This window comes from Chitinophagales bacterium (genome assembly GCA_017303835.1).
In the GTDB taxonomy this organism is placed as follows: domain Bacteria; phylum Bacteroidota; class Bacteroidia; order Chitinophagales; family Chitinophagaceae; genus JAFLBI01.
In genome coordinates this window covers 376,202-402,983 of sequence record JAFLBI010000002.1, presented here as the reverse complement: position 1 = coordinate 402,983, position 26,782 = coordinate 376,202, and the positions used below count along the sequence as shown (strand labels likewise).

Genomic DNA, 26,782 nt, shown 5'->3' with positions numbered 1-26,782 from the left:
AAATAAAAATCCCCCGCAGCATTGCGAGGGATTTTTTATTTAAAGGTCTTTGCCATGACAGGCTTTGTATTTTTTTCCGCTGCCGCAAGGACAAGGATCATTACGTCCGATCTTAGGACCTACTTTCACTGGTTCTTGTTTAGTAGGTGTTGGATCATAATACTCGTTGTCGTTGGCATAATTATTAGACAGGCCGTCCATATCATCTTTCTGTGTGCGCATATTACTCAGGTCTGTTTTCTCCTGGCGACCTTCGCGCACTTCCTCACCTTCAGCCAAAGGAATTTGTGCATGGCTTAAGAACTGAACAATATTCTTGTTCACTTCTGCATCCATATTCTTGAAGAGATTGAATGCTTCCATCTTGTAAATCACCAATGGATCCTTCTGCTCATAGGTTGCTGTCTGCACACTCTGCTTCAGATTATCCATTGCGCGCAAGTGTTCTTTCCATGCATCATCAATCAGCGCTAGTGAAACATTGCGCTCTAAAGCATTCACTAGTTCAGCGCCATTGGTATCGATGGTCTTTTGCATGTTGGCCAAAACCTGCATACCCTTTTTTCCATCTGTGAATGGCACTACCACATTTTCAATATGATTGCCTTGCTGCAGACGAATGTTTTTGAATACAGGTAGCGCCTGCTTGGTCAGCTCATCTTTTCTACGCTGATAGGTATTCATGGCTTCTGCGTAGAGTTTTTCGGCAAGTGCTTGTTCAGACTGCTTATTCAGTTCATCAGCCGTAATGGATGTATCAATACCAAAGTTCACAATCGCAGCCATACGGAAACCATCAAAGTCATTCATTTCTTTGAATGAACTAACCAGTCCTTCCGCAACAGCATAAAATGCGTTATCTAAATCCAGTGCCAGACGTTCTCCAAACAAAGCGTGGTTACGTTTGGTATAGATGACTGAGCGCTGCTTGTTCATCACATCATCATATTCCAGCAAACGCTTACGTGTACCGAAGTTGTTTTCTTCCACTTTGCGCTGTGCTCTTTCAATAGATTTGGTGATCATGCTGTGCTGGATCACTTCACCTTCTTTGTAACCGGCAAAGTCCATCACTTTAGCAATACGCTCACTACCGAACATGCGCATCAGATCATCTTCCAAAGACACAAAGAACTGAGAAGAACCAGGATCACCCTGACGACCAGCGCGACCGCGCAACTGACGATCCACGCGACGTGATTCATGGCGCTCTGTACCGATGATGGCCAGACCTCCTGCTTCTTTTACACCGGGGCCGAGCTTGATATCCGTACCACGACCGGCCATGTTGGTGGCAATGGTAACAGCACCAGCCAAACCAGCTTCTTGTACAATCTGTGCTTCACGAGCATGCTGCTTTGCGTTCAACACATTGTGCGGCACTTGCTTTTGGCGGAGCATACGGCTGAGCAATTCACTCACTTCAACCGATGTTGTACCAACCAGTACGGGGCGACCTTCACCACGCAATTTTTCAATCTCATCAATCACTGCACCGTACTTCTCACGCTTGGTTTTATATACGAGATCTTCTTCGTCTTTTCTGATTGCCTGGATATTGGTTGGGATTGACACCACATCCAGTTTATAGATATCCCACAATTCAGCTGCTTCTGTTTCTGCAGTACCGGTCATACCAGCCAGCTTGTGGTACATCCTGAAATAGTTCTGCAAAGTGATGGTTGCATAAGTCTGTGTAGATGCTTCAATCTTCACATTCTCTTTTGCTTCAATGGCCTGGTGTAAACCATCAGAATAACGGCGACCATCAAGAATACGACCTGTTTGCTCATCTACAATCTTCACCGCACCATCCATCACCACATACTCTACGTCCTTATCAAACAAAGTGTAGGCTTTCAGCAATTGTTGTACAGTATGAATACGATCTGCTTTTACTGAATACTCATTGAGGATAGCTTCTTTGCGCTGCAACTTTTCTTCTGCAGACAGATTGCCGTCTTGCTCAACAGCAGCCAGCGAAACGCTGATATCTGGCAACACAAAGAAGTTAGGATCTTCACCCGCACCGGTAATCAGCTGAATACCTTTGTCCGTAAGATCTACTGAATTATTCTTTTCATCAATGAAGAAGAACAATTCTGCATCTGCATGTGGCATTTCTTTCTGCTGGTCAGCGAGATAATAGTTCTCTGCTTTCTGCAGTTTAACGCGAATACCTGGCTCACTCAAAAACTTGATTAATGCATTGTTCTTGGGTAAACCACGATGTGCGCGGAAGAGGGCTAATCCGCCACTCTTGGGATCATCATCGCCTTCAGCAATTTTCTTCTTGGCTTCATTCAGGAAAAGATTAGTAGCACGCTTTTGTGCTTCCACTAGTTTTTCAATTCTTGGTTTCAGTTCAAAGAATTGCTGTGTATTATCTGAATGTCCAACAGGACCAGAAATAATCAATGGCGTTCTGGCATCATCAATTAATACAGAATCCACTTCATCCACCATCGCGTAGTGGTGCTTGCGCTGTACCATTTCATCTGGTGAGTGCACCATATTATCGCGCAGGTAATCGAAACCAAACTCGTTGTTCGTACCATAAGTGATGTCGGCCAGATAGGCTTTTCTACGCTCAGCTGTATTGGGCTGATGCTTATCGATACAATCTACGGTAAGTCCCAACCATTCGAATATGGGGCCATTCCACTCAGAGTCACGACGTGCCAGATAATCGTTCACTGTTACGAGGTGTACGCCTTCACCAGCCAAAGCGTTCAGGTAAGCAGGCAGTGTAGATACCAGGGTTTTACCTTCACCGGTAGCCATTTCTGAAATCTTACCCTGATGCAATACAGTACCACCAATTAACTGTACATCGTAATGCACCATATTCCAGGTGATGGTATTACCAGCAGCCTGCCAGCTGTTTTGAAAGACAGCTTGATCACCTTCAATTTTGATATAAGGCTTTTTAACGCTAAGCTCACGATCCAAATCAGTGGCTTGTGCAACTATCTGTGTGTTCTCTTTAAAGCGACGCGCAGTTTCTTTTACCACAGCAAAAGCTTCAGGTAAAATTTTCTCCAGAATCTCTTCGATTTTTTTATCGCGCGCTTTTTTCAGCTTATCTACTTCTTGGTAAATCGCATCTTTTTCATGAATAGCCGTATCTGCCAATGCGTCTGCTTCAGCTTGTTTTGCAGCAATTTCCTTGTCAATATCGCCGAGATAGGCTTTGATCCTAGCTTTGAAATCAGCAGTTTTTCCTCTCAACTCGTCATTAGAAATGCTTTGGTATTGCTGAAACCACTCATTGATTTTGGCTACCACCGGTTGGATCTGCTTTACATCCTTCTCACTTTTGCTACCGCCAAACAAGCGGCTAATGAATTGTAACATATTGGTCTGCTCCTTATGTAATGAGGTTATTTTGGTAATCCTTTGTCAAAAATGGTGCGAAGGGTTTGCTAAAGCCATTCTGTCACCTCAATTTTGAGCCGCCAAATGTAAAGAATTTGCGTTGAGCTGGGTTCGGAAACGGGTTCAATGGCATCTTTATCAAATACTTAACGGTAAAACAATGAAAAAAGCCCCCATTCTCATTGCCTTATTGTGCAGTTTCAGCCTGCACGCACAGGATTTTCAGCCGGACTCCATTGCCATTAAAAGGCATGCAATCAATAAGATTAACCTGAGTATCCTCAGTGCCTGGGCCGGGCTCAACATTGTGCAGGGTGGCATTGCAGCATCCAATGCCCAGAACAGTGATAAGTATTTCCATCAGACCAATGTTTACTGGAATGTGGTTAACCTGGCCATTGCCGGTTATGGGTTCTGGCAATTGCGCAAAGAATTAGGCCGCCAATATACCCTCGCCGAGAATATTGAAGCCCAGCAAAAGATTGAAAAACTCTTGCTACTGAATTCCGGACTGGACCTTGCCTATATGACAACGGGTATGTACCTGAATGAAAGAGGTAAAAGACTGACAGACAATCAATTAAAGGGCGTGGGCAATAGTTTGGTGATGCAGGGCGGATTCCTGTTGATTTTCGATATCATACAATACGCCATACATCGTAATAATGGTAAAGCCTTGCTGAAAGCTTTTCCGAGCATGCAGATCACTCCGGCATCGCAGGGGCTGGGACTTGCAGTTAGGTTTTGATGAAATCAGCAGAAAAACACCCCGATTTTACGCTTGAATTTCCCCCCGATTCTGCTACTTTTGTAGCCAATTTAACACAGCATATATGGCAGGTCAATTAAAAGAGGTACGTAACAGGATTAAAAGTGTGCAGAGCACCCAGCAAATCACCAAAGCCATGAAGATGGTGAGTGCTGCCAAACTGCGCCGTGCACAGGATGCTATTATCCAAATGCGCCCTTACGCACAGAAACTGCAAGAAATGCTGAGCAATATTGTGAGCAGTGCGGAAGGCGATACCAGCCTGAAATTGGCTGAGGTAAGAAATGTAGAGAAAGTATTGCTGATTGTGATCACCAGCGACCGTGGTCTTTGCGGCGCCTATAATTCTAACATCATTAAGTTGGCTAAACTGACTGCTACTGAGAAATATGCTGAGCAGTACAAAAAAGGCAATGTAACCATCTGGAATATTGGTAAGAAAGGTTGGGAAAGCTTGACAAAATCTGGCTTCAAGACAAGCGATACCTTTAAAGATATCTTCTTGCAGCTGAGCTTTGAAAATGTGCAAGCTGCTGCAGTTGCCGCGATGAAGGCTTTCGAGAACAAGGAATTCGATGCAGTTGAAATCATCTATAGTGAATTCAAAAATGCCGCTACGCAACGTTTTGTTGCTGAACCATTCCTGCCTATTCCAAAAGCAGAGCAAAAGAACAAAAGCAAAAAAGCTGATTTTATTTTTGAACCACAGCGCGAGGTATTGATTACCGAGCTGATGCCTAAAATTCTGAATACACAACTGTTCAAAGCAGTACTGGATGGTCATGCCAGCGAACATGGAGCACGTATGACTGCCATGGATAAGGCAACAGAAAACGCGAACGAACTACTGAAATCACTCAAGATTAGTTACAACCGTGCCCGTCAGGCTGCGATTACAACTGAATTGACTGAAATCGTGAGCGGTGCTGCGGCGCTGAAAGGCTAATATTGGCTGTGTATAAGTTATCACCGTTGGAACGGTGCATCCCCTATCTTGCAACCTGCTATGGAAATAAGTGAACTCATTCCGCATATTGAAGTGCTGATTTTTGCCAGCGAGAAACCCTTGACTGCACCAGAAATCACTGAATTGATCAATAACGCCTTCGGCTTTATGGAAGAGCGTGTTACACCTGATCAGGTTGAATCAGCCATTCAGGGTATCTGCGAAAAATATGCTGCTGAGTTCTATCCATTTGAAGTTCGTGAAAGCGGCGGCGGTTGGCAGTTCCTGACCAAGCGCGATTACCACAAGACCATTGCACAACTGAATGGCGATAAATTCCTGAAGCGTCTGTCCACAGCTGCTTTGGAAACTCTGGCCATCATAGCTTATAAGCAACCCATAACCAAAGGTGAAATCGAAGCCATCCGTGGTGTGAATAGTGATTATAGTGTACAGAAACTGTTGGAAAAGGAACTGATTATCATCAGCGGCAGAAACGAAAAAATGCCAGGCCATCCATTGGTGTACGCTACTTCTAAAACATTTATGGATTATTTCGGCATCAACAGTACCGATGATCTGCCTAAGATCAAAGAAGTATTGGCCGATCAGGTTGTAGAAGCCACAGTTATCAAGCCAGAAGATTTCACCACACCTATCGATACCCCTTTTGAAGAAGAAGCCGAACAGCCTTCTCAAATTATCGTGAATGAAAATGGCGACTTGATTATCGGTGAAGAAGGTGGCGATGATGCACATGCTGCAGAGAATACTGATACACCACCTGCAGAATAAGCACACGAGCGATTATCTTCGCAACATGTCAGCAAGCATTACCCGAGAACAACTCCTAGCGGCAGCTAAGGAATTCGGCACGCCCTTATATGTCTATCACGCGGAAAGAATCATTGAGCAATACCGCAAACTGCAAACAGCTTTTGCAGCAACAGATACGCGCATTTTTTATGCCTGTAAGGCTTTGACCAATATCAATATCCTACGTCTATTGAAGACGATTGATGCGCCAATTGATTGCAGCTCTATCAACGAAGTAAAACTGGCATTACACGCAGGTCATGCACCGGAAAATGTTTTATATACTTCCAACGGTATTGCTTTCAGCGAAATAGCAGAAGCAAAAGAACTGGGCGTGAACATCAATATCGACAGCCTGTCTAATCTGGAGAAATTTGGTAAAGCATACGGACATAGTTATCCTGTGGGCATTCGCTTGAAGCCAAATATCATGGCGGGTGGTAACCTCAAGATTTCTACAGGTCATGAAAACAGCAAGTTTGGTATTCCGGTAGAACAGATTGACGATGTCATTGCCTTGATGCAAGCACACAACATACAGATTCGCGGTTTGCATATCCATACAGGTAGTGAGATCAAGGATGTGGAAGTCTTTATAAAAGGCTTGGATGTGTTGTTCGAGTTGATGCCCCGCTTTCCGGAGCTGGGTTTTATTGATCTGGGCGGCGGATTTAAAGTACCGTATAAAGATGGCGATGAAGGCACGGATATCACTGCTTTAGGCAAAGCCATCGCTACTGCATTTGAAAAAGTACAAACCACTTATGGAAAACCATTACAAGTGTGGTTTGAGCCGGGCAAATTCATTGTAAGTGAAGCTGGTTATTTCATAACAGAAGTGAATGTGTTGAAACACAATCCGCAAATCAGTTTTGCCGGTGTGAACAGTGGTTTTAACCACCTCATCCGTCCTATGTTTTATGATGCTTTCCACCGCATTGAAAACATCAGCAATCCGGATGGAGTGAAGAAAATGTATACCGTTACAGGCAATATTTGCGAGACAGATAATTTCGCTACAGACCGCGAATTGAATGAAATCAGCGAAGGCGATCTTTTGGTTTTTTATAATGCCGGCGCTTATGGGTTTGAGATGTCTAGCAATTACAATTCACGCTACAAACCGGCCGAAGTACTGTACAAAGACGGTAAAGCACATCTGATAAGAACCAGGGATAGTTTTGAAGACCTGATTCGCAACCAGCCTTCCGTTTTATAAATACGTTCAGGTTTGATTAACTTACATTAGCACCATGATCGAAATCAGGAATATCATAAAAAGCTTCGGCGATCGCACCATTCTCTCAGACATTTCTGCAGTAATGGAGCCCGGCAAGTGCAACCTGATCATCGGCGCCAGCGGTAGCGGTAAAACAGTACTGACCAAATGTATGGTGGGCTTGTTTGAACCAGATAAAGGAGAAATCCTCTATGAAGGAACTGATATGCTGGGCATGGACCGCGATCAGAAGAAGGCGCTGCGCCAGAGAATTGGCATGCTATTCCAAGGGTCTGCACTGTTTGATTCTATGACCGTGGAGCAGAATGTGATGTTTCCATTGGATATGTTCGCCAGTGGCACATATACAGATAAGAAGAAACGCGTAGACGAAGTGCTGAACAGGGTAAACCTAAAAGATGCACAGAAAAAGTTTCCTGCTGAACTGAGTGGAGGGATGAAAAAACGAGTAGGTATTGCCCGAGCTTTGGTGCTAAATCCAACTTTCCTATTCTGCGACGAACCTAACTCCGGTTTAGACCCTCAAACCTCCATGGTTATCGATAAGTTGATCAAAGAGATTACTGCTGAATTTAACACCACTACCATTGTGGTAACACACGACATGAACAGTGTAATGGAAATCGGCGATCATATCGTCTACCTGCACAATGGTAAAAAGCAGTGGGAAGGCTCCAACAAAGAGATCATTTTCAGTAAAGACCAATTGTTGAACAATTTCATCTTCGCATCAGAGTTCTTGCAAGATGCCAAGGAAATGCGCATGATGGAAGCTAATAAGCAGTCATGAAACAATTAATGACAGCATTTCTCTTGTTTGCATTTATCTGCAACGCTTTCGCACAGCAAAGCAAGGATGCACCTTATCAAAAACAGAAGGCTTTACCTGCATTTAGTTTAAAGACACTCCAAAACAAGCAATTTACCAAAGCCAACCTGCCTGCAGGCAAGCCTGTATTGATTTTCATCTTTAGTCCCACTTGCGCCCATTGTGCAATGGAGACCAAAGACATCATTGAAAACATGGCAACGCTGAAAAAACTGTCTATTGTTTACGCAAGCATCAGTACAGATAAGCAGCAAATTGCTGAGTTTATTCTTGAAACGGGGATTGATGCATTTCCTAACATTTATTTAGGCATGGACACCGACCTTAAGCTTGCTTCTTTTTTTCGTCCAACAGTTACACCATTTGCTGCTGTGTACAACAGCAAGTATCAGCTAGTACAAGTTTTTAAAGACGGCTATGTGATGCCCAAATTATTGAACACAGTCAAAGCACTCTAATGCGCTGGTTAGGTTTGCTACTTTTCTCAATTCTGTTGCACGCACAAAGTATTGCACAACTGCCGCCTGAGTTCGACAGCATTCCGCCATACAAACGCAATCCTCAAATACCGGAATTTAGTCTGCTCAAAACAGATGGCAACTGGCTGGTAAAGCAACAATTACCTGAAGGGAAGCCTGTGGTGTTTGTGTATTTCAGCCCCGATTGCCAACATTGCAAAACCGAAGCGAAAGATCTTGCTGCAGCCAAAGACAGTGTAGCTTCATTTCAATTTATTTGGGTAAGCTACCACCCAATCGAGCGTGTCCGAGATTTTGCGCTGCAAGCTGGTTTGGACAAGCTAGCCAATCATTCTTTCACCAGGGACCCGAATTATAAAATTCCCAGCTTTTTCCGTGTTCGGTTCACCCCATTTGTTGCAGTGTATAACGCTAAAGGCCAGTTTGTAGAAGCTTTTGAAGGCGGTGCAGATGTACCCACCATTATAGCTTCGGCGAATAGGTAAAATCTGTAAAATATCATTTGCAGCACGGCCCCAACCCCTACCTTTGCGGCGTAAATTATTCCTCACCGTATCAATATTTTTCTCATGAAAGTAACTGTAGTAGGTGCCGGTGCTGTTGGAGCAACCTGTGCCGACAATATTGCCCGTAAAGAATTGTGCAGCGAACTGGTTTTGTTAGACATCAAAGAAGGTTTGGCAGAAGGTAAAGCGCAGGACATGATGCAGACTGCTACCCTGCTTGGTTTTGATACCAAAATCGTTGGTAGCACCAATGATTACAGCAAAACAGCTGGTTCTGATGTTGTGGTGATCACTTCTGGTATTCCCCGTAAACCAGGCATGACTCGTGAAGAGCTGATTGGCACCAACGCAGGTATTGTAAAAGGCGTTTGTGAAAACATCTTGAAATATTCTCCTAATGCCATCATTATCGTGATATCCAACCCAATGGATACCATGACTTATTTGGCATTACAATCTACTGGCTTACCTAAGAACCGCATCATTGGTATGGGTGGTATTCTGGATAGCAGCCGCTTTAAGTATCAACTGAGCCAACACCTGAACTGCAGCCCAGCTGATTTGAATGCTGTAGTAGTTGGTGGTCACGGTGATACAACCATGATTCCTTTGATCCGCTATGCAACATGGAATAGCGCACCTGTAACTGATTTCCTGAGTGCTGAACAACAGCAGCAGATTGTGAACGATACCATGGTGGGTGGTGCTACATTAACCAAATTGATTGGCACTTCTGCTTGGTATGCACCAGGTGCTGCCGGAGCTGCTTTGGTAGAGAGCATTGTACGTGATGAGAAGAAACTCTTCACTTGCTGCGTATCTCTGGAAGGCGAATACGGTCAGAAAGACATCTGTCTGGGTGTTCCTGTGATCGTAGGCAAGAATGGCTGGGAGAAGATTGTTGATTTCAAACTGAATGCAGACGAGCAAGCCCTGTTTAACAAGAGTGCTGATGCAGTGCGCAGCATGAACGATGTACTGAAAACACTCTAATCAATACACGAATAGTGGAAAGTCCCTCTGAGCAATCAGGGGGATTTTTTATTGTAGCCAACGCATGGCTGTGGCCGCAATAAGGCTTGTGTCTTGTAATTGCATGCACTTGAAATGGCCACGCGGACATTTTTTATGACCGATTTTACTGCAAGGTCTGCAAGAGATATTGGTGACTTCAAATGCTTGATTGGCGGCAGGATGATCGCCGTAATAAGGCGTCATGCCAAAAGCGGGCACGGTATTACCCCAGATACTGATGATGGGCTTGTGCAGCGCTGCTGCGATATGCATCAGGCCTGTATCATGCGTGATGATAAGCTTAGCCTTGCGCACCAAATCAGCACTCTCATTTAGATTGAACTTACCACAAGCATTGTAAATACGAATCGGATCAATTGCAGCAATGGCTTCACCTGCAGCTATGTCTTCTTTTCCTCCTAATAAAATAATGGGATATGCAATCTTCGTACAGAGCTCCTGCAATTTGGCGATGGGCATTTGCTTGGTGGCAAGCGCAGCACCAATCACCACACCGATATAACCAAAACTATGCGCCGCCGGAATGTCTTTAGGTTGCACTTCATCTGAAGCTGGGATAAAATAATCCAACCCTTTCCCATCATTCACCACACCCAATGCTTTCACCGTATCAAAGCAACGATCTACAATATGCACATTGGGTAACCGATTAATCTTGAGTGCGGTCAGCAACCACTTTTTTACATTGAGTTTATCGAATGAAAAAGCGGGAGTGCCTTTCAAAGCACGTTTCACGCGTAGGCTGCGTAGGTTGTGGTGCAGATCAATGATATAATCAAAGGAATGATCTTTCAGCTCATGTATAACAATCTCCCAACTATGATCTAATAAGTGTAAACGATCGATGTAGGGATTGTGCTGCAGAATACCTGCAAAGCTTTTCTTGGTGAGGTAGTGAATCTCTGCATCCGGAAGCTGCAGTTTCAGGCAGCGAATAATCGGCGTGGTTAAAACAATATCGCCGATAGATGAGAAACGGATGAGCAGAATTTTCATTCGAGCAATTTATCAGGGCAACATTTCCTCAGTCTCCACATAGTTCAGGTCTTTGTGGAAGGTTTCTTCAGTAAAATAGTAAGCTACCATTGTTATCAGCATCACCACAACACCGGTTACAATACCGCTTTGAATCAAGGGCCAGCCCCAGCTTTTCTGAAACAGATCTAAGAACAACATATTGATCAATGGTAATGCACCACGCACCATGTTCGGTATGGTAGTAGCAGCTGTTGCACGTAGATTGGTGCCAAACTGTTCTGCACCCATTGTTACAAAGATGGCCCAGAAGCCGGTACTGAAACCTAAGAGTGCACAGATGGCATACATGCGGGCGTCACTGTTGTTAACAGAAGAGTAGAACAATAAGAGGCCGATGATGCAAAGCGTATAAAATAATAACAGGGCTTTCTTTCTGCTTTTGAAATACTGGCTCACTAACCCTATCAGGATATCACCGGTAGCAATGGCTGCATAGGCGAACATGATGGAGCGACCAGAATTAATGGCATCACTGCCATAGAGTTCGCGCGCAAAGCGATCGCTTTGGTTCACCACAATACCAATCACATACCAGGTAGGCAAGCCAATCAGGATTGCGAGTATATATTTTTTGAAACGCTTGGCACTAGTGAAGAACATAAAGAAATTACCGCGGGCAATACCGGATGTTTTCACTTCGTGGAACATACCAGATTCTGCCACGCTTACTCGAAGCAACAATAGCATAATACCCAAGCCACCACCTATTTTATAACACAAGCGCCAGTCCTGGGTGTAATCGAAAGTGAAATACGCAGCTACTGCTCCAAACAAACCAATACCGGCAACGAGAGAAGTACCAATACCTCTTTTGTTTTTTGGTAAGAGTTCGCTTACCAGCGTAATACCTGCGCCTAGTTCACCCGCAAGACCTAGTCCCGCCACAAAACGGCACCAAGCATATTGATCAACTGTTTGAATAAAGCCTGTAACAAAATTGGCTACAGAGTACAAAATGATGGACCCAAACAACACACTCAATCTACCCTTCTTGTCTGCGAGTACACCCCAGAAAATACCACCAATCAACAAACCGGTCATCTGCCAGTTAATCACTTTGGTACTATCTGCCAGCATCGACGCATCTGTTGAGCCAACACCTAGCATACTGGGTTTCTTGACAATAGTAAATAAGAGCAAATCGTAGATATCTACAAAATAACCAAGTGCAGCAACTACTACTGCAAGGGAAAATATTCCTTGGTTTTTGTTTTGCATATCAGGATTGTTTTGGGGTGTCTGCTTTAGGCTTGGATGGCATAATGATCTTAACCAATACAGGTGCGGTTGTCACGAAAACAATACCAAGAACAATCACTTCCAGATGTGATTTCAAATCAAAACCGAACTGTGCCAAAATCCATTTTTGCAAAAAGTGACCAGCAAAAATCATACTGGTCACCCAGGCGAAAGAACCAACAATATTGTAGTACATGAATTTCTTTCTATCCATCTCTACCACACCTGCAATGATGGGCGCAAAAGTTCTGATCAAAGGCAGAAAACGTGCGCCTACAATTGCGATAGCACCGTGCTTCTCATAAAAATCATGTGCCTGATGCAAATATTTTTTCTTGAAGAGCAAAGTATCTTTCCAATGATAGATGGAGGGGCCTACTTTTCTACCAAACCAATAGCCTACGCTATTGCCTAATATACCGGCTGTAGCAATTAATCCTACCAATACAATTAAGTCGAGCCACTCATTACGTACTGCACCAAGTCCTACCAGTTTTAAAAACTGATAAGCGAGTCCGGGCTCTACGTTTGCGCCCTCACCCATTTGTGTAGCGAAAATACCTGCAACAAAAAGCAAGCTATCGCCCGGCAAAAAGAAACCGGCAAACAAACCTGTTTCGGCAAAAACCACAAACAACAATAACCACAAACCACCATTCTCAATGTAAAACTGAGGTTGTAGTAATTGCGACCAATGAAATTCTAATAAAATCGATGTCAACATGATTACGCATTTAAAGTATCCCCATCAGCCAGTTCACCTTCCCACTTACTCACTGCTGATGTTGCCAGTGCATTGCCCAACACATTGGTGGCGCTGCGCAGCATATCACAGAAATGATCAATCGGTAAAATCAAGGCAACCCCTTCGGGTGGAATCTTAAACATGGCGCAAGTGGCCAATACAATAATTAAAGATGCTCTGGGTACACCGGCAATTCCCTTGCTCGTTAGCATTAATACCAATAGCATAGTGAGCTGAGTAGGAATATCCAGATGAATACCATAAGCCTGGGCAATTGCCAAGCTGGCGAAAGTCATATACATCATACTACCATCCAGGTTAAAAGAATAACCAAGCGGCAATACGAATGAAACAATTTTGTTCTTACAACCAAATCTTTCCAGTTCTTCTGTGAGTTTTGGAAACACCGCTTCGCTACTGGTGGTACTAAATGCAATCAATAAGGGGTTACCAATTCTGCGAAACAGCTCGCGCATACGTCCTTTTAGAATCATGACGCCAACGCCACTGAGGATTACCCAAAGCAGTGCAATGCCTAAAACAAAATAACCGTAATAAACCAGGTAGAATTTAAAAATGCCTAGGCCCTTTTCTGCAACAACTGCTGCCAGCGTACCGAATACACCGAAGGGAGCAAAATTCATGATATAGCCAACGATCTTCAGCACAATATGCGCCACAATATCTAAGGCCTTGATCACAGGCGCTGCTTTATCACCCATAGCTGCAGCAGCCACACCAAAGAAAATAGAGAACACAACAATCTGTAGAATCTCATTGGTAGCCATCGCTTCAAATGCACTGGAAGGCACCACATGCTCCACGAACTTTTGCAAAGAAAATTCAGAGGTCTTACTCATCAGGTCTTTTAATCCGGCCTGATCGCCCTGGCTCAAATCAATATAAGAGCCCGGCTGAAAAATATTCACCAAGACCATACCCAGTAACAAACTCACCAATGAAGCAGAGATAAACCAGAGCATGGCTTTACCACCAATACGTCCCACTGTTTTCAAATCGCCCAGCTTGGCAATACCCACCACCAGTGTTGAGAAAACCAGGGGTGCGATAATGGTTTTCACCAAACGAATAAAAATCGTTCCGAGCAACTTAATGTTCTTGGAAAAAGCCTTGATGGTATCGGGACTAGCCTGCTCATGAACCAGATAGCCAACTGCTATCCCCAGAAACATAGCAATAATGATATAAAGCGTGAGCCGGTTTTTCTTTGGGGCAGTAGCAGCTATTTCCATGCAAGCATTGAATTAATGCGGCAATATAATGATTAAGGGCCAATGAGGGGAAGGGCCTCAATCATAAAAGATTTCCCTGCCAAGATGAATAAATCCTTATTTTTCAGCCCCAAATCAACTAACTATCCAACGCACACGTATGAGTTTATTTGTCAAAAAACCCCTCAATGAACTGCTTGCCCAGGCAGCAGATAGTGAGAAAGGATTGAAGCGCACATTAGGTGCAGGCAATTTGATCGCATTGGGCATTGGTGCCATCATCGGCGCAGGTCTGTTTGTAAGAACAGCTGCAGCTGCTGGTCAGGCCGCAGGCCCTGGCGTAACACTGTCATTTATTCTCGCAGCCGTAGGTTGCGCTTTTGCAGGTTTATGTTATGCTGAATTTGCTGCCATGATTCCCATCGCTGGTAGTGCTTATGCTTACTCTTATGTAACCATGGGCGAATTGATCGCTTGGATCATCGGCTGGGCCCTGATCATGGAATATGCATTGGGTGCTGCAACAGTTTCTATTGCATGGAGCGAATACTTAAACAAGCTGTTTGGAGGCGGCATTCCTTATGAATGGTGCCACTCGCCTTTTGAATCCTATACAGATTCTGCCGGTGTGTTACATCAGGGTATGATCAACGCACCTGCACTGGTGATTCTGCTTTTATTAACCTTATTGCTGATCAAGGGTACACAAGAATCTGCACTGGTGAATGCCATCATCGTATTCATCAAAGTAGCTATTGTACTCTTGTTCATTGCAATTGGCTGGCAGTTTATCAAGCCTGAAAACCATACGCCTTACCTGATTCCTGAAGGAACAGCTGCTGTAACAGACCAAGCTGGTAAAGTAATTGCTGATTATAGCGGCTGGAACAAACATGGCTGGGGTGGTATTCTCGGTGGCGCTGCGATTGTATTCTTTGCCTTTATCGGTTTTGATGCGGTAAGTACAGCTGCACAGGAAGCCAAGAACCCTAAGCGCGATATGCCCATTGGTATCCTCGGTTCACTGGTGGTATGTACCATTTTATACATCCTCTTTGGTCACGTATTAACCGGTGTTGCCAACTGGAAAGATTTTGTGGATCCTGAAAAAGGCCGTGAAGCTTCTGTAGCTTACGCTATTTCTACTTATATGATTGGCTATAGCTGGCTGGCGCAAGCGGTAACCATCGCTATCCTGGCTGGTTTCTCATCAGTTATCTTGGTGATGTTGATGGGCCAGAGCCGTATCTTCTATACCATGAGTAATGATGGATTGATTCCAAAAGCATTCGGCGAACTGCATCCTAAATTCAAAACACCTTACAAGGCTAACTGGATTCTCTTTTTCTTCGTAGGTGCATTTGCAGCTTTTGTACCTGGCCACGTAGCAGGTGATCTGACCAGCTTCGGCACCCTCTTCGCCTTCGTGCTGGTAAGTATTGGCGTATGGATTCTGCGTGTGAAAGCGCCCAATATCGAGCGTCCTTTCAAAACACCGGCTGCTCCTGTAGTGGGCACTTTAGGTGCATTGATCTGTACAGCGATGATTGCTGGTCTGGACAAGCAAACCCTGACCGTAGCCTTTATCTGGATGGCAGTAGGTCTGGTTGTTTACTTCCTTTATAGCAAGCACAACAGTAAGCTCCGAAATCCATCGGATATTATTCCAAAAGCATCTGACTTTGAATAAGTAAAAAGCCCCGTTCATACGGGGTTTTTTCTTGTGGTGTACAAAACCTAATTTTGCCACCCCAACAAAAACAGGATTATGGGTAGGATTTTTGAAGTACGTAAAGCCACCATGTTTGCCCGCTGGGATCGCATGGCCAAGCAGTTCACACGAATTGGTAAGGAAATCGTGATTGCCGTTAAAGCAGGCGGACCAGACCATACCACCAACCCGGCGCTGCGCCGTTGTATGCAGAACGCCAGAAGTGTGGGCATGCCAAAAGACCGTGTAGAAGCAGCTATTAAGCGCGCATTGGGTAAGGATACCAGCAATTACGAAGAAATCTTGTACGAAGGATATGCGCCCCATGGCGTTGCCATTCTGGTGGAAGCCGCTACCGATAACAATACCAGAACTGTTGCCAACGTGCGCAGCCATTTCAACAAAGGTGGTGGCAGTATGGGCACCAGCGGAAGCGTAAGCTTTCAGTTCAAGAAGATGGGTGTTTTCAAGCTGAAGCCTGAGAACGTCAATATCGAAGAACTGGAATTAGAACTGATTGATTTTGGCTTGGAGGAAATGGGTGAAGGCACCGGCGAAAATGGCGAAGCCATTATTGTATTACGTTGCGGCTTTACCGATTTCGGTAACCTGCAAAAAGCACTGGAAGACAAGAATATTGCAACGATCAGTGCTGAACTGGAATGGATTCCTTCCGTTACGGTTCCGGTAACTGATGAACAAGCCGAAGAAATCAGTAAATTGATTGAACGCTTGGAGCAGGATGATGATGTAAGTAAGGTATTCCATAACATGGGTTAACCGATATCAGTCCCGCTCTTGCGGGACTTTTTTATGCAAACACCAGACACACATAACGGCCCCGTACTCTTGTTTGATGGCGTATGCAATCTCTGCACCGGCAGCGTACAATTCATCATCAAAAGAGATCCAAAAAGGAAATTTCGATTTGCTTCTTTGCAAAGCGCATTCGGTCAGCAGGTGCTACAAGCACACCAACTCAATACGGAAACATTCGATTCATTGGTGCTGCTGGAGCATGGAAAAATTTATCAGCGCTCAACCGCCGCACTCCATATTGCTCGACAATTATCCGGTGTTTGGCCTTTGTTTTATGTATTCATCATTATTCCAGCATTCATCCGCAATGCTGTCTATGATTTCATTGCGCGTAACAGATACAAATGGTTCGGTAAAAAAGAAGCCTGCTGGTTACCGACTCCGGACCTGCAGGCTTTATTTTATAAATAATCAATCAATTACTCGTTGGCCATTGCTCTGGCAATACGAATCACATCTTCTACATTCGGCTTGCTGAAATAATCACCATCGCTGCCATATGCAGGACGATGATCTTTCGCTGTTAATGTTCTTGGCGCTACATCCAACCACTTATAACCGCCTTGTTGTTCAATCACCTGATTGTACATGTATGCTGCAGCACCGCCGTTCACATCTTCATCCACAAACAAAATCTTATTGGTCTTTTTCAATGAAGCCAGAATGTTTTGCGGACGATCGAATGGCAATAATGTTTGCACATCAATCAATTCACAGCTAATACCTTCTGCTTCCAAACGCTCAATCGCTTCTTGAATGATGCGTAATGTAGAACCATAAGAAACAATCGTTAGATCAGTGCCTTCTTTCAGCACTTCAGGCACACCAAGTGGTACGGTATATTCCAACAAATTGGCCGGCATTTTCTCTTTTAGTCTGTAGCCATTCAAACACTCAATCACCAATGCAGGATCATTCGAAGCGAGCAAAGTATTATACATACCTACTGCCTGCACCATGTTTCTGGGCACGCACACATACATACCACGCAGTGCATTAATAATCATACCCATAGGCGAGCCACTATGCCAAATACCTTCTAAACGGTGGCCGCGTGTACGAATGATTACCGGACAGCTATGCTGACCTTTGGTACGATAGTGTACTGTAGCCACATCATCACTCAAAGGCTGCAAGCCGTACAACAAATAATCGAGATATTGAATTTCAGCGATTGGTCTTAACCCGCGCAAAGCCATGCCAATGGCCTGCCCCATGATGGTTGCTTCGCGGATACCTGTATCGAAAATACGATTGGCACCATGCTTTTCTTGTAAACCGGCAAAGCCCTGATTCACATCACCGATATAGCCTACATCCTCACCAAATGCAAACACACGTGGATTAGATGCGAATAAACTATCAAAATATTTGTTCAGCACTTCATACCCATTCACAGTAGGTGCATCAAAAGAAATCAAAGGCTTTACTTCAGGTACACGCAATGCCGCTTTCGGACCTTCATTGTATAAGTGTGAACTGAATAATTGTGCACTTTCCGTCATTAATTGCTGATAGTATTGTTCCAACTCAAACTTGGTGGGCGAGTTACCGGCTGCTTCCAATGCGAGAGCAATATGGTGCATTACATCTCTGCGTAATGGCTCTTTCATGGCGCGCATATCAGCTGCGATCTTCTGAATACGTGTGTACGCATCCATATCATTCACCATGATACTGCTGATCAATGTTGCAGCATGCTCCAACTGAACTTTAATCGGTGCCTGATATTTTTCCCAAGCCAGTTTGCGGCTGTCCTTCACATGCTCTTTCGCCTCATTCCAAATTTGCGTCAACTCCTCTTCTGTTGCGATTTGATTGCTCACAATCCATTCCTGGAATTTGCGGATACAATCCCACTCACGCTCCCACTCCAGTCTTTCCCGACTCTTATAGCGTTCATGACTACCACTGGTAGAATGTCCTTGCGGTTGTGTCACTTCTTCAACATGAAAAACTGCAGGTACATGGGTATCACGTACACGTTGCAATGCCTGCTCTAATACCTCACACATACCAGCATAATCCCAGGCTTTCAAGCGATAGATATCCAATCCATTCGTACCCTCAGCTTTCTGCATGCCTTTCAACGCTGCAGAAATAGAACCTTTAGTAGTTTGATATTCTTTAGGTACAGAAATACCATAGCCATCATCCCACACAAATACAGCCAATGGCACTTGCAACACACCCGCAGCATTGATGGTTTCCCAGAAATGACCTTCGCTGGTGCTGGCATCACCGATGGTACAGAAACAGATTTCATTACCATTATGACTCAGCTGATCAAAACGATGCAACTGATGTGTATTACGGAAACATTTAGAAGCAAAAGCAAGCCCCAATGCACGCGGCATTTGTCCGGCTGTTGGTGCGATATCAGATGATACGTTTTTACGATTCGCCAAATCCAGCCAATTGCCATTATCATCCACCATTCTGGTTGCGAAGTGGGCATTCATTTGTCGGCCTGCGCTGAATGGATCGTTACGCAAATCAGGATCTGCATATAGCTGTGCGAAGAATTGTTCAACGCTAGCCAATCCTGCTGCAAACATGAAGGTTTGATCGCGATAATAGCCGGAGCGAAAATCGCCTGCACGGAAGAATTTGGCCATTGCTAACTGCGCCACTTCCTTACCATCACCGAAGATGCCAAACTTAGCTTTACCGGTGAGCACTTCTCTTCTACCCAACAAACTGGCTTCACGGCTGGTGACTGCGATACGAAAATCATGCAGCACTTCATTGCGGAAGCCTTCGAAAGACATCATATCGTTGGCAGCGGCATTTTGTAAACTTGTTTCCATACAGCTCAAACTTATTGGTTAAGGGTGAACCCCTCCGGGAATTTGTTGCGAAGTACTGAAAATAGGCGCAGTACACCCATTTTTACCCCAAAATCTTTTTCACCATCCATTCAGGTTAAAGCCCTGTCAAAAAACCGTAAAATCTCTGTCTGATGCAGCGGGTTTTTCTATCTTTAGCCCTGAAAACTAGAAGCATGAAAAAGATCTTCGTATTGATGGCCGCTTTGTTTACCGGCATCATGGCTATGGCACAAAACCAGCCAGCAAAGGACATTACCAAGGTGTTGGAATTCAAGAATGCTGAATACAATATGGGCAAGATTCCATTTGGTAAGCCGCTTGAATATGAAGTAGAGATCAAAAACATCAGCGCAGAAACAGTTGTATTGGAAAAAGTCGAAGGTGGCTGCGGTTGCACTACACCAAAATATGAAGCCGGGCATAAGATTCTTCCAGGTGAAGTATACAAAATTACCTTAGGCTTTAATGGAGGCAATATGGGACCGTTTACCAAATTTGCCACCTTGTATTTCAAAGATGGCATGAGCCGTCAAGTGAAATTCTTTGGAGAAGCTTTTCAAGAACCAGCTAAATCATCCGGAAAACCCTAATCAAACATGAAACAGTTTGTTGTTTTATTTATTGCCTCTTTGTTTACTATTACCGCTTTTGCGCAAAAACCTCCAGTAAAATTTGCCAGCGAGACGCATAGTTTTGGAAAAATCAAGCAAAACAAGCCTGTTACCAAGGAGTTTGTTTTTCAGAACACCTCTAATCAGCCTGTAGTAATTGAGTTTGCAACTGCAGAATGTGGTTGTACCACGCCAGATTATCCCAAGCAACCCATAGCTAAGGGACAAAGCGGTAAGATTAAAGTGACTTTCAACGCTGCTACTATGGGTACTTTCAAGAAAAACGTTACCGTAAAATTTGTGAAGTTCAATGCACCCGTAATCTTAACCATTGATGGTGAAGTAACTGCTCCTGCCCCAGCAAAAGGAAAAGTGAAATAAGATTCAAAAATAGAATTCATCCTCCACTGTCAGTCGGTGGAGGATTTTTATTTGCTGCCATAGGAGTCCGCTTATCTTTGCGCCATGTTAACCATTAGTCAGCGCGGGCTGAATATGCCTGCTTCACCTATCCGTAAACTGGTGCCCTATGCAGAAGCTGCCAAGAAAAGAGGCACCAAAGTCTATCACCTGAATATTGGTCAGCCGGATATTGAAACACCCAAGCCGGTTCGTGACGCCATACACAACGCCGATTTCACTATTCTGGAATACACCCATTCAGCCGGTCTGGAAAGCTATCGCAGAAAACTGGTGGAGTATTATGCCAAGAATGGCATTCATGTAAACCACAACCAGATCATCATCACTACAGGAGGCAGTGAAGCCATTTTGTTTGGCTTTATGGCTTGTCTGGATCCGGGTGATGAAGTGATTATCCCTGAACCCTTTTATGCTAATTACAATGGCTTCGCAATTGCCGCAGGTGTGAAAGTGGTGCCCATCACTTCGAACATCGCAGATGGTTTTGCCTTACCACCTATTGAAGCTTTTGAGGAAAAGATTACCAGCAAGACCAAAGCCATTGTGATCTGTAATCCCAACAACCCAACCGGTTATAATTATAGCGAAGCAGAAATGCAAAAGCTGAAAGCGATCATCCTGAAACACCATTTGTACCTGTTTGCGGATGAAGCTTATCGCGAATTCACCTATGGTGAAAAGCAATTCAGTGCCATGCATCTGGAAGGTGTGGATGAACATATCGTATTGATGGATACCATCAGCAAACGCTACAGTGCCTGTGGCGCAAGGATTGGCGCTTTCGTTACCAAAAACCAGGCATTGATTGATGCAGCAATGAAGTTGGCGCAAATGCGTTTGTGCGCACCTTATCTGGAGCAAGTAGCAGGCGAAGCTGCCTGTGATTTACCGGATGATTATTTTGATACCACCAAAGCCGAATACCAGGCAAGAAGAGATGCGATTGTTGGTCGCCTAAACGCAATGGATGGTGTTTTCTGCCCCAACCCTGGCGGCGCTTTTTATGCCATGGCCAAACTGCCGATTGATGATAGCGACAAATTTTGTCAATGGCTATTAGAGTCTTTTGAACACAATGGCCAAACAGTCATGCTGGCACCTGCTACCGGCTTTTACGGCACTGCAGGCTTAGGCAGACAAGAAGTAAGACTGGCTTATGTATTGAATATTGAATCGATTCACGGGGCGATGGATTGCCTGGAAGCAGCGCTGAAAGTATATCCCGGCCGTCAATAGTTTTCTTTCCAACTACAACCAAGTAAAATCCCCATCCTGAAATATGTTTCTGGATGGGGATTTTCATTTGCAGCAGATATTAAATGTCTATTCTTTGATTCTTTTTACAGAGCCACCGCTACTGGTAGAAATATCACGGATCAATGCTTGTCCTTTATAACGCACAAAACCACCACTGCTGGCATCAGCATTTACTTCCTTATGTACAGTTACCTCAATACCACCACCGCTGCTTACATCTGCAGTAAGAAAATCTGCAGTAAGATCAAAAGCACGCAGCATACCGCCGCTACTGGCATCTGATTTCAGTTTCGCTACACTTCCTTTCAGGTAAACCATGCCGCCACTGCTTTGATGGGTGGTGAGGTTATCGCCCTTGATATCACCCTTTACAGAAGCACCGCTGGATACTTCAATCTTGTCGAGATTTTTAAATGATACATAGACGGTTGCTTTAAAATTTTTGAGCTGGTTCCAGAAACGCCAGTCGCTATCGCGATAAATATGCAGGACACCACTTTTCACTTCGGTGCGAATTCTGTCGGCATACTCAGGATCACTCACACTGACTGCTACTCCTTCTTCAGTGCCCTGACTGATCAATACCTGGATGCCTGCAGAAGCATCAATTCCATGAAAACTGCCCACTGACCTTTTGGTGGCATTGGCATCGTATACAGTTTTTTGCGCAAAGCCGGTGATGCCCATCAAAAGAACAAGACCAGCCATAAAAAGACGTCTCATAAGTCAATTGTTTCCAGCTGAACGAGCTTTAATATCAAAAGTTACAGACCGAAGAAAATAAAATTCACATTAAATTATTTTATATGTTTTTATTTTTAAAAATTTCATCGTTAATTTGGACTCACAACACAATAAATAAAACATACAATTTATTTGTATATGTCAATGACCCGCAGACTGGCCCTTTTACCTTTTATCCTGCTGATTTCCGTAGTGGTGCTCAGCCTGATCTTTCCCAATGTTCCCGGGGAGGTAAAAACCTATGCGGAAATCAATACAGCTGATACCGCCTGGATGCTGAGTGCTACGGGATTGGTGCTGATCATGACTCCCGGACTGGCATTTTTCTATGGCGGTATGGTGAATAAAAAGAATGTACTCAGCACCATGTTGCAGAGCTATATCAGCATGGCCGTAATTACCGTGTTGTGGGTAGTGGTAGGTTTTAGCTTAGCTTTTGGTGATTCAATTGGCGGTATTATCGGAAACCCAGGCACATTTTTTATGATGCGGGGCGTGATTGATGGCGCTCCATGGAAATTGGCGCCAACCATCCCTTTGCTCTTATTTGCTTTTTATCAGCTCAAGTTTGCCATCATCACACCAGCCCTAATCACAGGCGCATTTGCAGAGCGTATTAAGTTCACTTCCTATATACTGTTCATTACACTTTTCGCGATTTTCATTTACGCCCCGCTGGCACATGCCACCTGGCATCCGGATGGCTTTCTTGCCAAATGGGGCGTATTGGATTTTGCGGGCGGCACTGTGGTGCATATGAGTGCTGGTTGGGCTGCATTAGCTAGTGCCATTTACTTGAAGGGTAGAAATGTACCCAATCATAGTCCGGCAAGAATCACCTATGTGATGCTGGGCACCGGCCTACTTTGGTTTGGTTGGTTTGGTTTCAATGCCGGCTCTGCATTTGGCGCCAATAATCTGGCAGCAACCGCTTTAGCCACTACCACAACAGCTTCCGCAGCTGCTGCATTCACCTGGATCATTTTCGATGCCATCAGAGGTAGAAAGCCTAGTGCCATGGGCACTTGCATCGGCGCTGTGGTTGGCTTGGTTGCCATCACACCTGCGGCGGGGTTCATCAGTTTACCACACTCTCTCACTGTTGGTATTGTGAGCAGCATCGTGAGCAATATGATGGTGGAATGGCGCACGCGCACATCAATTGATGATACACTGGATGTATTTCCTTGTCATGGTGTGGGTGGTATCAGTGGCATGATTCTGACCGGAGTCTTTGCACACAAGAACATCAATAGTGTCGTTGTTGACAATGGATTATTCTTTGGCGAAACGAAATTATTTCTCACGCATTTGGGGGCTATGCTCCTTGTTTCTGTCTTTGCATTTGGAGGAACATTTGTTTTACTCAAAATCACTGACCTGATTTCACCCTTACGGGTTTCTGAAGTGGAAGAATCGGAGGGGTTGGATTGGAGTCAGCACGGAGAACGCTTATAACTTCTTTCTTATAATGGCAAGCAATCGTTAGAATCGCCCTGCTGTTTCCACAGCGGGGCTCTTTTTTATATATACTACCGATATCTGAGTTGCTGAGTCAAGCTATCGGATCAAGACAACTGTTCCCTTTTTTAGCACGGAGTAACCACGCGTATCAACACCTCTTACCTCCCAAACATAAGCACCAGCCGGGGCAGGTAATTGTTGGTATGTACCGTCCCAGCCCGGTAAATCAGTTACTGATTGATACACCAACTGACCCCAGCGATTCCATATTCGGAAATACTGCAAGTTTCTGATACCAGCTGTTATGGGTTTCAACCGATCGTTCCTGCCATCTCTATTCGGTGTGAAAGCAGCAGGCACTAGAATATCTGCTTTGTTGAAAGTGATCAATTGAACGGTATCTACCACAAAACAACCATTGGGACTGGTTACCCTAACCAGATAAACCAGATCAGCATTACCTGAATAAGTAGGTGTAGCCGCTGTATCACTACTTAAGTCGATAAGTGGTGTCCACTTATATGCCATTCCTTTATTCACTGTACTTAGCACTGCTGGATAACCCAGTGCTGTATTGATCTTTTGCTTTTTAGGCGGTGCCGCATATTGCACATTAACTCTACGGATGTTGACGACTGTGTCTTCCGGGCATTTATCAGACAAAGCACTCAGGGCAATGGTATATACACCAGGTTTATCATAAACAGCAATTGCGTTTCGTTGATTCAGTGTTACCCCATTACCAAGATTCCACCAGTAGTTCACCATATCGCCCGGAGGTGTGATTGTTCGATTAGTAAAAATGGATTGTGTGGATACACATGCGTTTTCAATATCAAATTTTGGATCTGGTGGCGCAAAGATTTGTATTGGTCTGCTAATTGTGTCTTTGCAACCATCAACACTGGTGATAGTGAGTAGTGGACGATAGGCACCAGCTGTAGTGTACGCAAAATTCACTGCACTATCAGTTAGTGTTCTTCCATCACCAAGCGTCCATTGCCATTTTACTGGAAAGATACCAGCAGCTTTTGCGGCTATTTTTATTTCATGATGTAGAAAACACTGATCTCCTCGCAAAATGGAATAATCAGCTGCGGGCTTGGGCCTTCTTCTCACGAATACAGTATTCGTTTGTTTTATACAAATATCATCACGGATGATGGCATAATACCTGCCATCCGTATCGGGCGCATATATATCTGGCACTGCTGGAGCAGGCAATCGCAATCCATTCCTATACCAAGCAATATCAGGACCACTGGCTTTTAATGATGCAGTGTAAGGATTGGTACCACATACGATTGTGTCTCCACTTACGCGCAAAACTGTATCGAGAAAAATTGTCCTTACTGAAAAAGTATCCCTAACAGTGCAGCCGGAATTTTTATCGATTGCTGATAAAATATATCGAGTATCACCAACAGGTCTTGCCCTTGTTTTACTACTGTCAGGATGCGACAAACCGAAAGATGGCGACCATTTAAATCGTATATCTGGCGAGCTAAAGCCTGCATCCATCTGTACTTCATCACCAAGGCAGATGGCATTATTCCCTACTATATCAAATCTGGGCACACTACCCCATCGGACCACGGTGTGGAGGGTGTCTTCACAGCCATAGCCCTCGAATGGTTTTAACACGAGGGAGTATTGTGTGCCGTCTGAAGGTGGCGGGTTCAGCACCAAACGATTACTGGTACTTACCGGTGAACTAAAATTCCTATTGACATACCATGCATATCGCTCAAAACCAAAAGGTGCATCCAATGTAAGCGAAGGATCGCCAATACAATAACCAGCTCCACGAAGTGGTTGATCACAATCACTATCAACATCTACATATGCATAACCAAAATGACCTCCCCTGCTGCAATCCTCCGTTGTAAACTCAATTTGAATAGTATGACCAGCTCTCTTATTAAGGTTCACCGTAACTGGCGTCCAGCTTTTGTACAAAACAGAACCACCTCTGAGTGAAGGCAGAAATCCGGGAAGTGCCGGACTAACCACATACGTAAACGAAGCACAGGGAAGCGGTGTGCCATCTGTTTCATCCGTTACTCGTACAGTGAACTTAGGTTGCTCATTGGGTGCATGATTCGGATTTTGAAAGACCACTGCATACCAATAAACAATACTGTAGACATCTGCATTATCTGGAATGCGAAAATTATAGGTAATTCGGTCTGCTTCAGCGCCAGTACCACTATTGCCTAAGCGCATGGAGTAACCGCTGCCGTTGGGACAAGCAGTAGGAAATCCACCAAAATAATCCTCCCCACCCATTACCGGTTCATTCCTAAACACATCGTGCTTGCCAAAAACCTGACCGCTCTCCCATAATATAGGCGTACCACTTGCCAAAACCCTTCCTGTATCGCATTTCCAGCCAAGCAAAGTGCCTGATTCAAAATCAATATTTGGCGGGCAGGATTGGGCCAGTACATGGGTAGTAAAAAAACCCATATACAGCAGCAGTAAGTATTTCAGCCCTTTGAGCATTCATACAAGTTACACCTTTAGCAGAAAAGCAATAGAAAAAATACTGGGCTGGTATTGCTCCATCGAAATACACACAACCCGCTTTCCGTTAACTGTTTTAAATTTAGTTCCTTTGCTCCTGAGCAATACCAACATATCTATGTAAGAACGATTCAAACACATCCA

At 44.3% G+C, this 26,782-nt stretch carries 23 protein-coding genes; 15 read left to right on the top strand and 8 right to left on the bottom strand.

The window, feature by feature from the left end; translation table 11 throughout:
• Positions 1-39: 39 nt before the first annotated feature.
• The gene (gene secA / locus J0L83_14425; protein MBN8665774.1) at positions 40-3,357 is read right to left on the bottom strand and encodes a preprotein translocase subunit SecA; all 3,318 of its coding nucleotides are present in this window, start codon (positions 3,355-3,357) and stop codon (positions 40-42) included.
• A 181-nt stretch (positions 3,358-3,538) separates the two neighbouring features.
• On the opposite strand from secA, the gene J0L83_14420 reads away from it, so the two are divergent.
• The 8 genes from J0L83_14420 (at position 3,539) to mdh (ending at position 9,956) form a co-directional block, all read left to right on the top strand.
• Positions 3,539-4,126 carry a hypothetical protein gene (locus J0L83_14420; protein ID MBN8665773.1) on the top strand — a complete coding sequence of 196 codons (588 nt, stop codon included), beginning with the start codon at positions 3,539-3,541 and terminating at the stop codon, positions 4,124-4,126.
• Between the two features lie 85 nt (positions 4,127-4,211).
• Positions 4,212-5,093, top strand: a complete 882-nt coding sequence (gene atpG, locus J0L83_14415; GenBank protein MBN8665772.1) for an ATP synthase F1 subunit gamma — start codon at positions 4,212-4,214, stop codon at positions 5,091-5,093.
• Between the two features lie 60 nt (positions 5,094-5,153).
• Positions 5,154-5,888 carry an SMC-Scp complex subunit ScpB gene (scpB, locus tag J0L83_14410; GenBank protein MBN8665771.1) on the top strand — a complete coding sequence of 245 codons (735 nt, stop codon included), beginning with the start codon at positions 5,154-5,156 and terminating at the stop codon, positions 5,886-5,888.
• Positions 5,889-5,913: 25 nt separating this feature from the next.
• Entirely contained in the window at positions 5,914-7,128 is a 1,215-nt protein-coding gene (gene lysA / locus J0L83_14405; GenBank protein ID MBN8665770.1) for a diaminopimelate decarboxylase, read from the top strand.
• 34 nt (positions 7,129-7,162) lie between these two features.
• A complete protein-coding gene (locus tag J0L83_14400; GenBank protein ID MBN8665769.1) occupies positions 7,163-7,939 on the top strand; it encodes an ATP-binding cassette domain-containing protein in 777 nt (258 codons plus the stop codon).
• Positions 7,936-8,436: a redoxin domain-containing protein gene (locus tag J0L83_14395; GenBank protein MBN8665768.1), complete on the top strand. Its 501-nt coding sequence runs from the start codon at positions 7,936-7,938 to the stop codon at positions 8,434-8,436. The genes J0L83_14400 and J0L83_14395 overlap by 4 nt, the downstream gene beginning before the upstream one ends.
• A complete protein-coding gene (locus J0L83_14390) occupies positions 8,436-8,942 on the top strand; it encodes a redoxin domain-containing protein (GenBank protein ID MBN8665767.1) in 507 nt (168 codons plus the stop codon). Before J0L83_14395 ends, J0L83_14390 begins: the two co-directional genes overlap by 1 nt.
• Positions 8,943-9,026: 84 nt before the next feature.
• Positions 9,027-9,956 carry a malate dehydrogenase gene (gene mdh, locus J0L83_14385; GenBank protein ID MBN8665766.1) on the top strand — a complete coding sequence of 310 codons (930 nt, stop codon included), beginning with the start codon at positions 9,027-9,029 and terminating at the stop codon, positions 9,954-9,956.
• Between the two features lie 48 nt (positions 9,957-10,004).
• On the opposite strand, the gene J0L83_14380 is transcribed toward mdh, so the two are convergent.
• From J0L83_14380 to J0L83_14365, 4 genes are read right to left on the bottom strand one after another with little or no spacing between them, the layout of a single operon-like run.
• A complete protein-coding gene (locus J0L83_14380) occupies positions 10,005-10,994 on the bottom strand; it encodes a glycosyltransferase family 9 protein (GenBank protein MBN8665765.1) in 990 nt (329 codons plus the stop codon).
• Between the two features lie 12 nt (positions 10,995-11,006).
• Positions 11,007-12,254 carry an MFS transporter gene (locus J0L83_14375; protein ID MBN8665764.1) on the bottom strand — a complete coding sequence of 416 codons (1,248 nt, stop codon included), beginning with the start codon at positions 12,252-12,254 and terminating at the stop codon, positions 11,007-11,009.
• 1 nt (position 12,255) lies between these two features.
• Entirely contained in the window at positions 12,256-12,999 is a 744-nt protein-coding gene (locus J0L83_14370) for a VTT domain-containing protein (protein ID MBN8665763.1), read from the bottom strand.
• A 2-nt stretch (positions 13,000-13,001) separates the two neighbouring features.
• A complete protein-coding gene (locus J0L83_14365) occupies positions 13,002-14,273 on the bottom strand; it encodes a dicarboxylate/amino acid:cation symporter (protein ID MBN8665762.1) in 1,272 nt (423 codons plus the stop codon).
• A 139-nt stretch (positions 14,274-14,412) separates the two neighbouring features.
• Here J0L83_14365 and J0L83_14360 point away from each other — a divergent pair, with 139 nt between their 5' ends.
• The 3 genes from J0L83_14360 (at position 14,413) to J0L83_14350 (ending at position 17,193) form a co-directional block, all read left to right on the top strand.
• Positions 14,413-15,942 carry an amino acid permease gene (locus J0L83_14360; GenBank protein MBN8665761.1) on the top strand — a complete coding sequence of 510 codons (1,530 nt, stop codon included), beginning with the start codon at positions 14,413-14,415 and terminating at the stop codon, positions 15,940-15,942.
• Between the two features lie 78 nt (positions 15,943-16,020).
• Positions 16,021-16,743 (top strand): YebC/PmpR family DNA-binding transcriptional regulator, encoded by a 723-nt coding sequence (locus J0L83_14355; GenBank protein ID MBN8665760.1) that lies wholly within the window; start codon positions 16,021-16,023, stop codon positions 16,741-16,743.
• A gap of 33 nt (positions 16,744-16,776) precedes the next feature.
• Positions 16,777-17,193: a thiol-disulfide oxidoreductase DCC family protein gene (locus J0L83_14350; GenBank protein MBN8665759.1), complete on the top strand. Its 417-nt coding sequence runs from the start codon at positions 16,777-16,779 to the stop codon at positions 17,191-17,193.
• A gap of 8 nt (positions 17,194-17,201) precedes the next feature.
• Here J0L83_14350 and J0L83_14345 read toward each other — a convergent pair whose 3' ends face one another.
• Complete coding sequence (locus J0L83_14345; GenBank protein MBN8665758.1) at positions 17,202-19,592, bottom strand: transketolase; 2,391 nt, start codon at positions 19,590-19,592, stop codon at positions 17,202-17,204.
• A 194-nt stretch (positions 19,593-19,786) separates the two neighbouring features.
• Between J0L83_14345 and J0L83_14340 the strand changes: the two genes are divergently transcribed.
• From J0L83_14340 to J0L83_14330, 3 genes are all read left to right on the top strand, one after another.
• Complete coding sequence (locus tag J0L83_14340; protein MBN8665757.1) at positions 19,787-20,203, top strand: DUF1573 domain-containing protein; 417 nt, start codon at positions 19,787-19,789, stop codon at positions 20,201-20,203.
• Between the two features lie 6 nt (positions 20,204-20,209).
• Positions 20,210-20,605: a DUF1573 domain-containing protein gene (locus tag J0L83_14335; GenBank protein ID MBN8665756.1), complete on the top strand. Its 396-nt coding sequence runs from the start codon at positions 20,210-20,212 to the stop codon at positions 20,603-20,605.
• Between the two features lie 84 nt (positions 20,606-20,689).
• Positions 20,690-21,883: a pyridoxal phosphate-dependent aminotransferase gene (locus J0L83_14330; protein ID MBN8665755.1), complete on the top strand. Its 1,194-nt coding sequence runs from the start codon at positions 20,690-20,692 to the stop codon at positions 21,881-21,883.
• Positions 21,884-21,970: 87 nt separating this feature from the next.
• On the opposite strand, the gene J0L83_14325 is transcribed toward J0L83_14330, so the two are convergent.
• Entirely contained in the window at positions 21,971-22,627 is a 657-nt protein-coding gene (locus J0L83_14325) for a DUF2807 domain-containing protein (protein ID MBN8665754.1), read from the bottom strand.
• 165 nt (positions 22,628-22,792) lie between these two features.
• Here J0L83_14325 and J0L83_14320 point away from each other — a divergent pair, with 165 nt between their 5' ends.
• The gene (locus J0L83_14320; protein MBN8665753.1) at positions 22,793-24,106 is read left to right on the top strand and encodes an ammonium transporter; all 1,314 of its coding nucleotides are present in this window, start codon (positions 22,793-22,795) and stop codon (positions 24,104-24,106) included.
• 102 nt (positions 24,107-24,208) lie between these two features.
• Here the strand turns inward: J0L83_14320 and J0L83_14315 are convergent, their stop codons facing one another.
• Entirely contained in the window at positions 24,209-26,617 is a 2,409-nt protein-coding gene (locus J0L83_14315; protein ID MBN8665752.1) for a gliding motility-associated C-terminal domain-containing protein, read from the bottom strand.
• Positions 26,618-26,782: the final 165 nt, after the last annotated feature.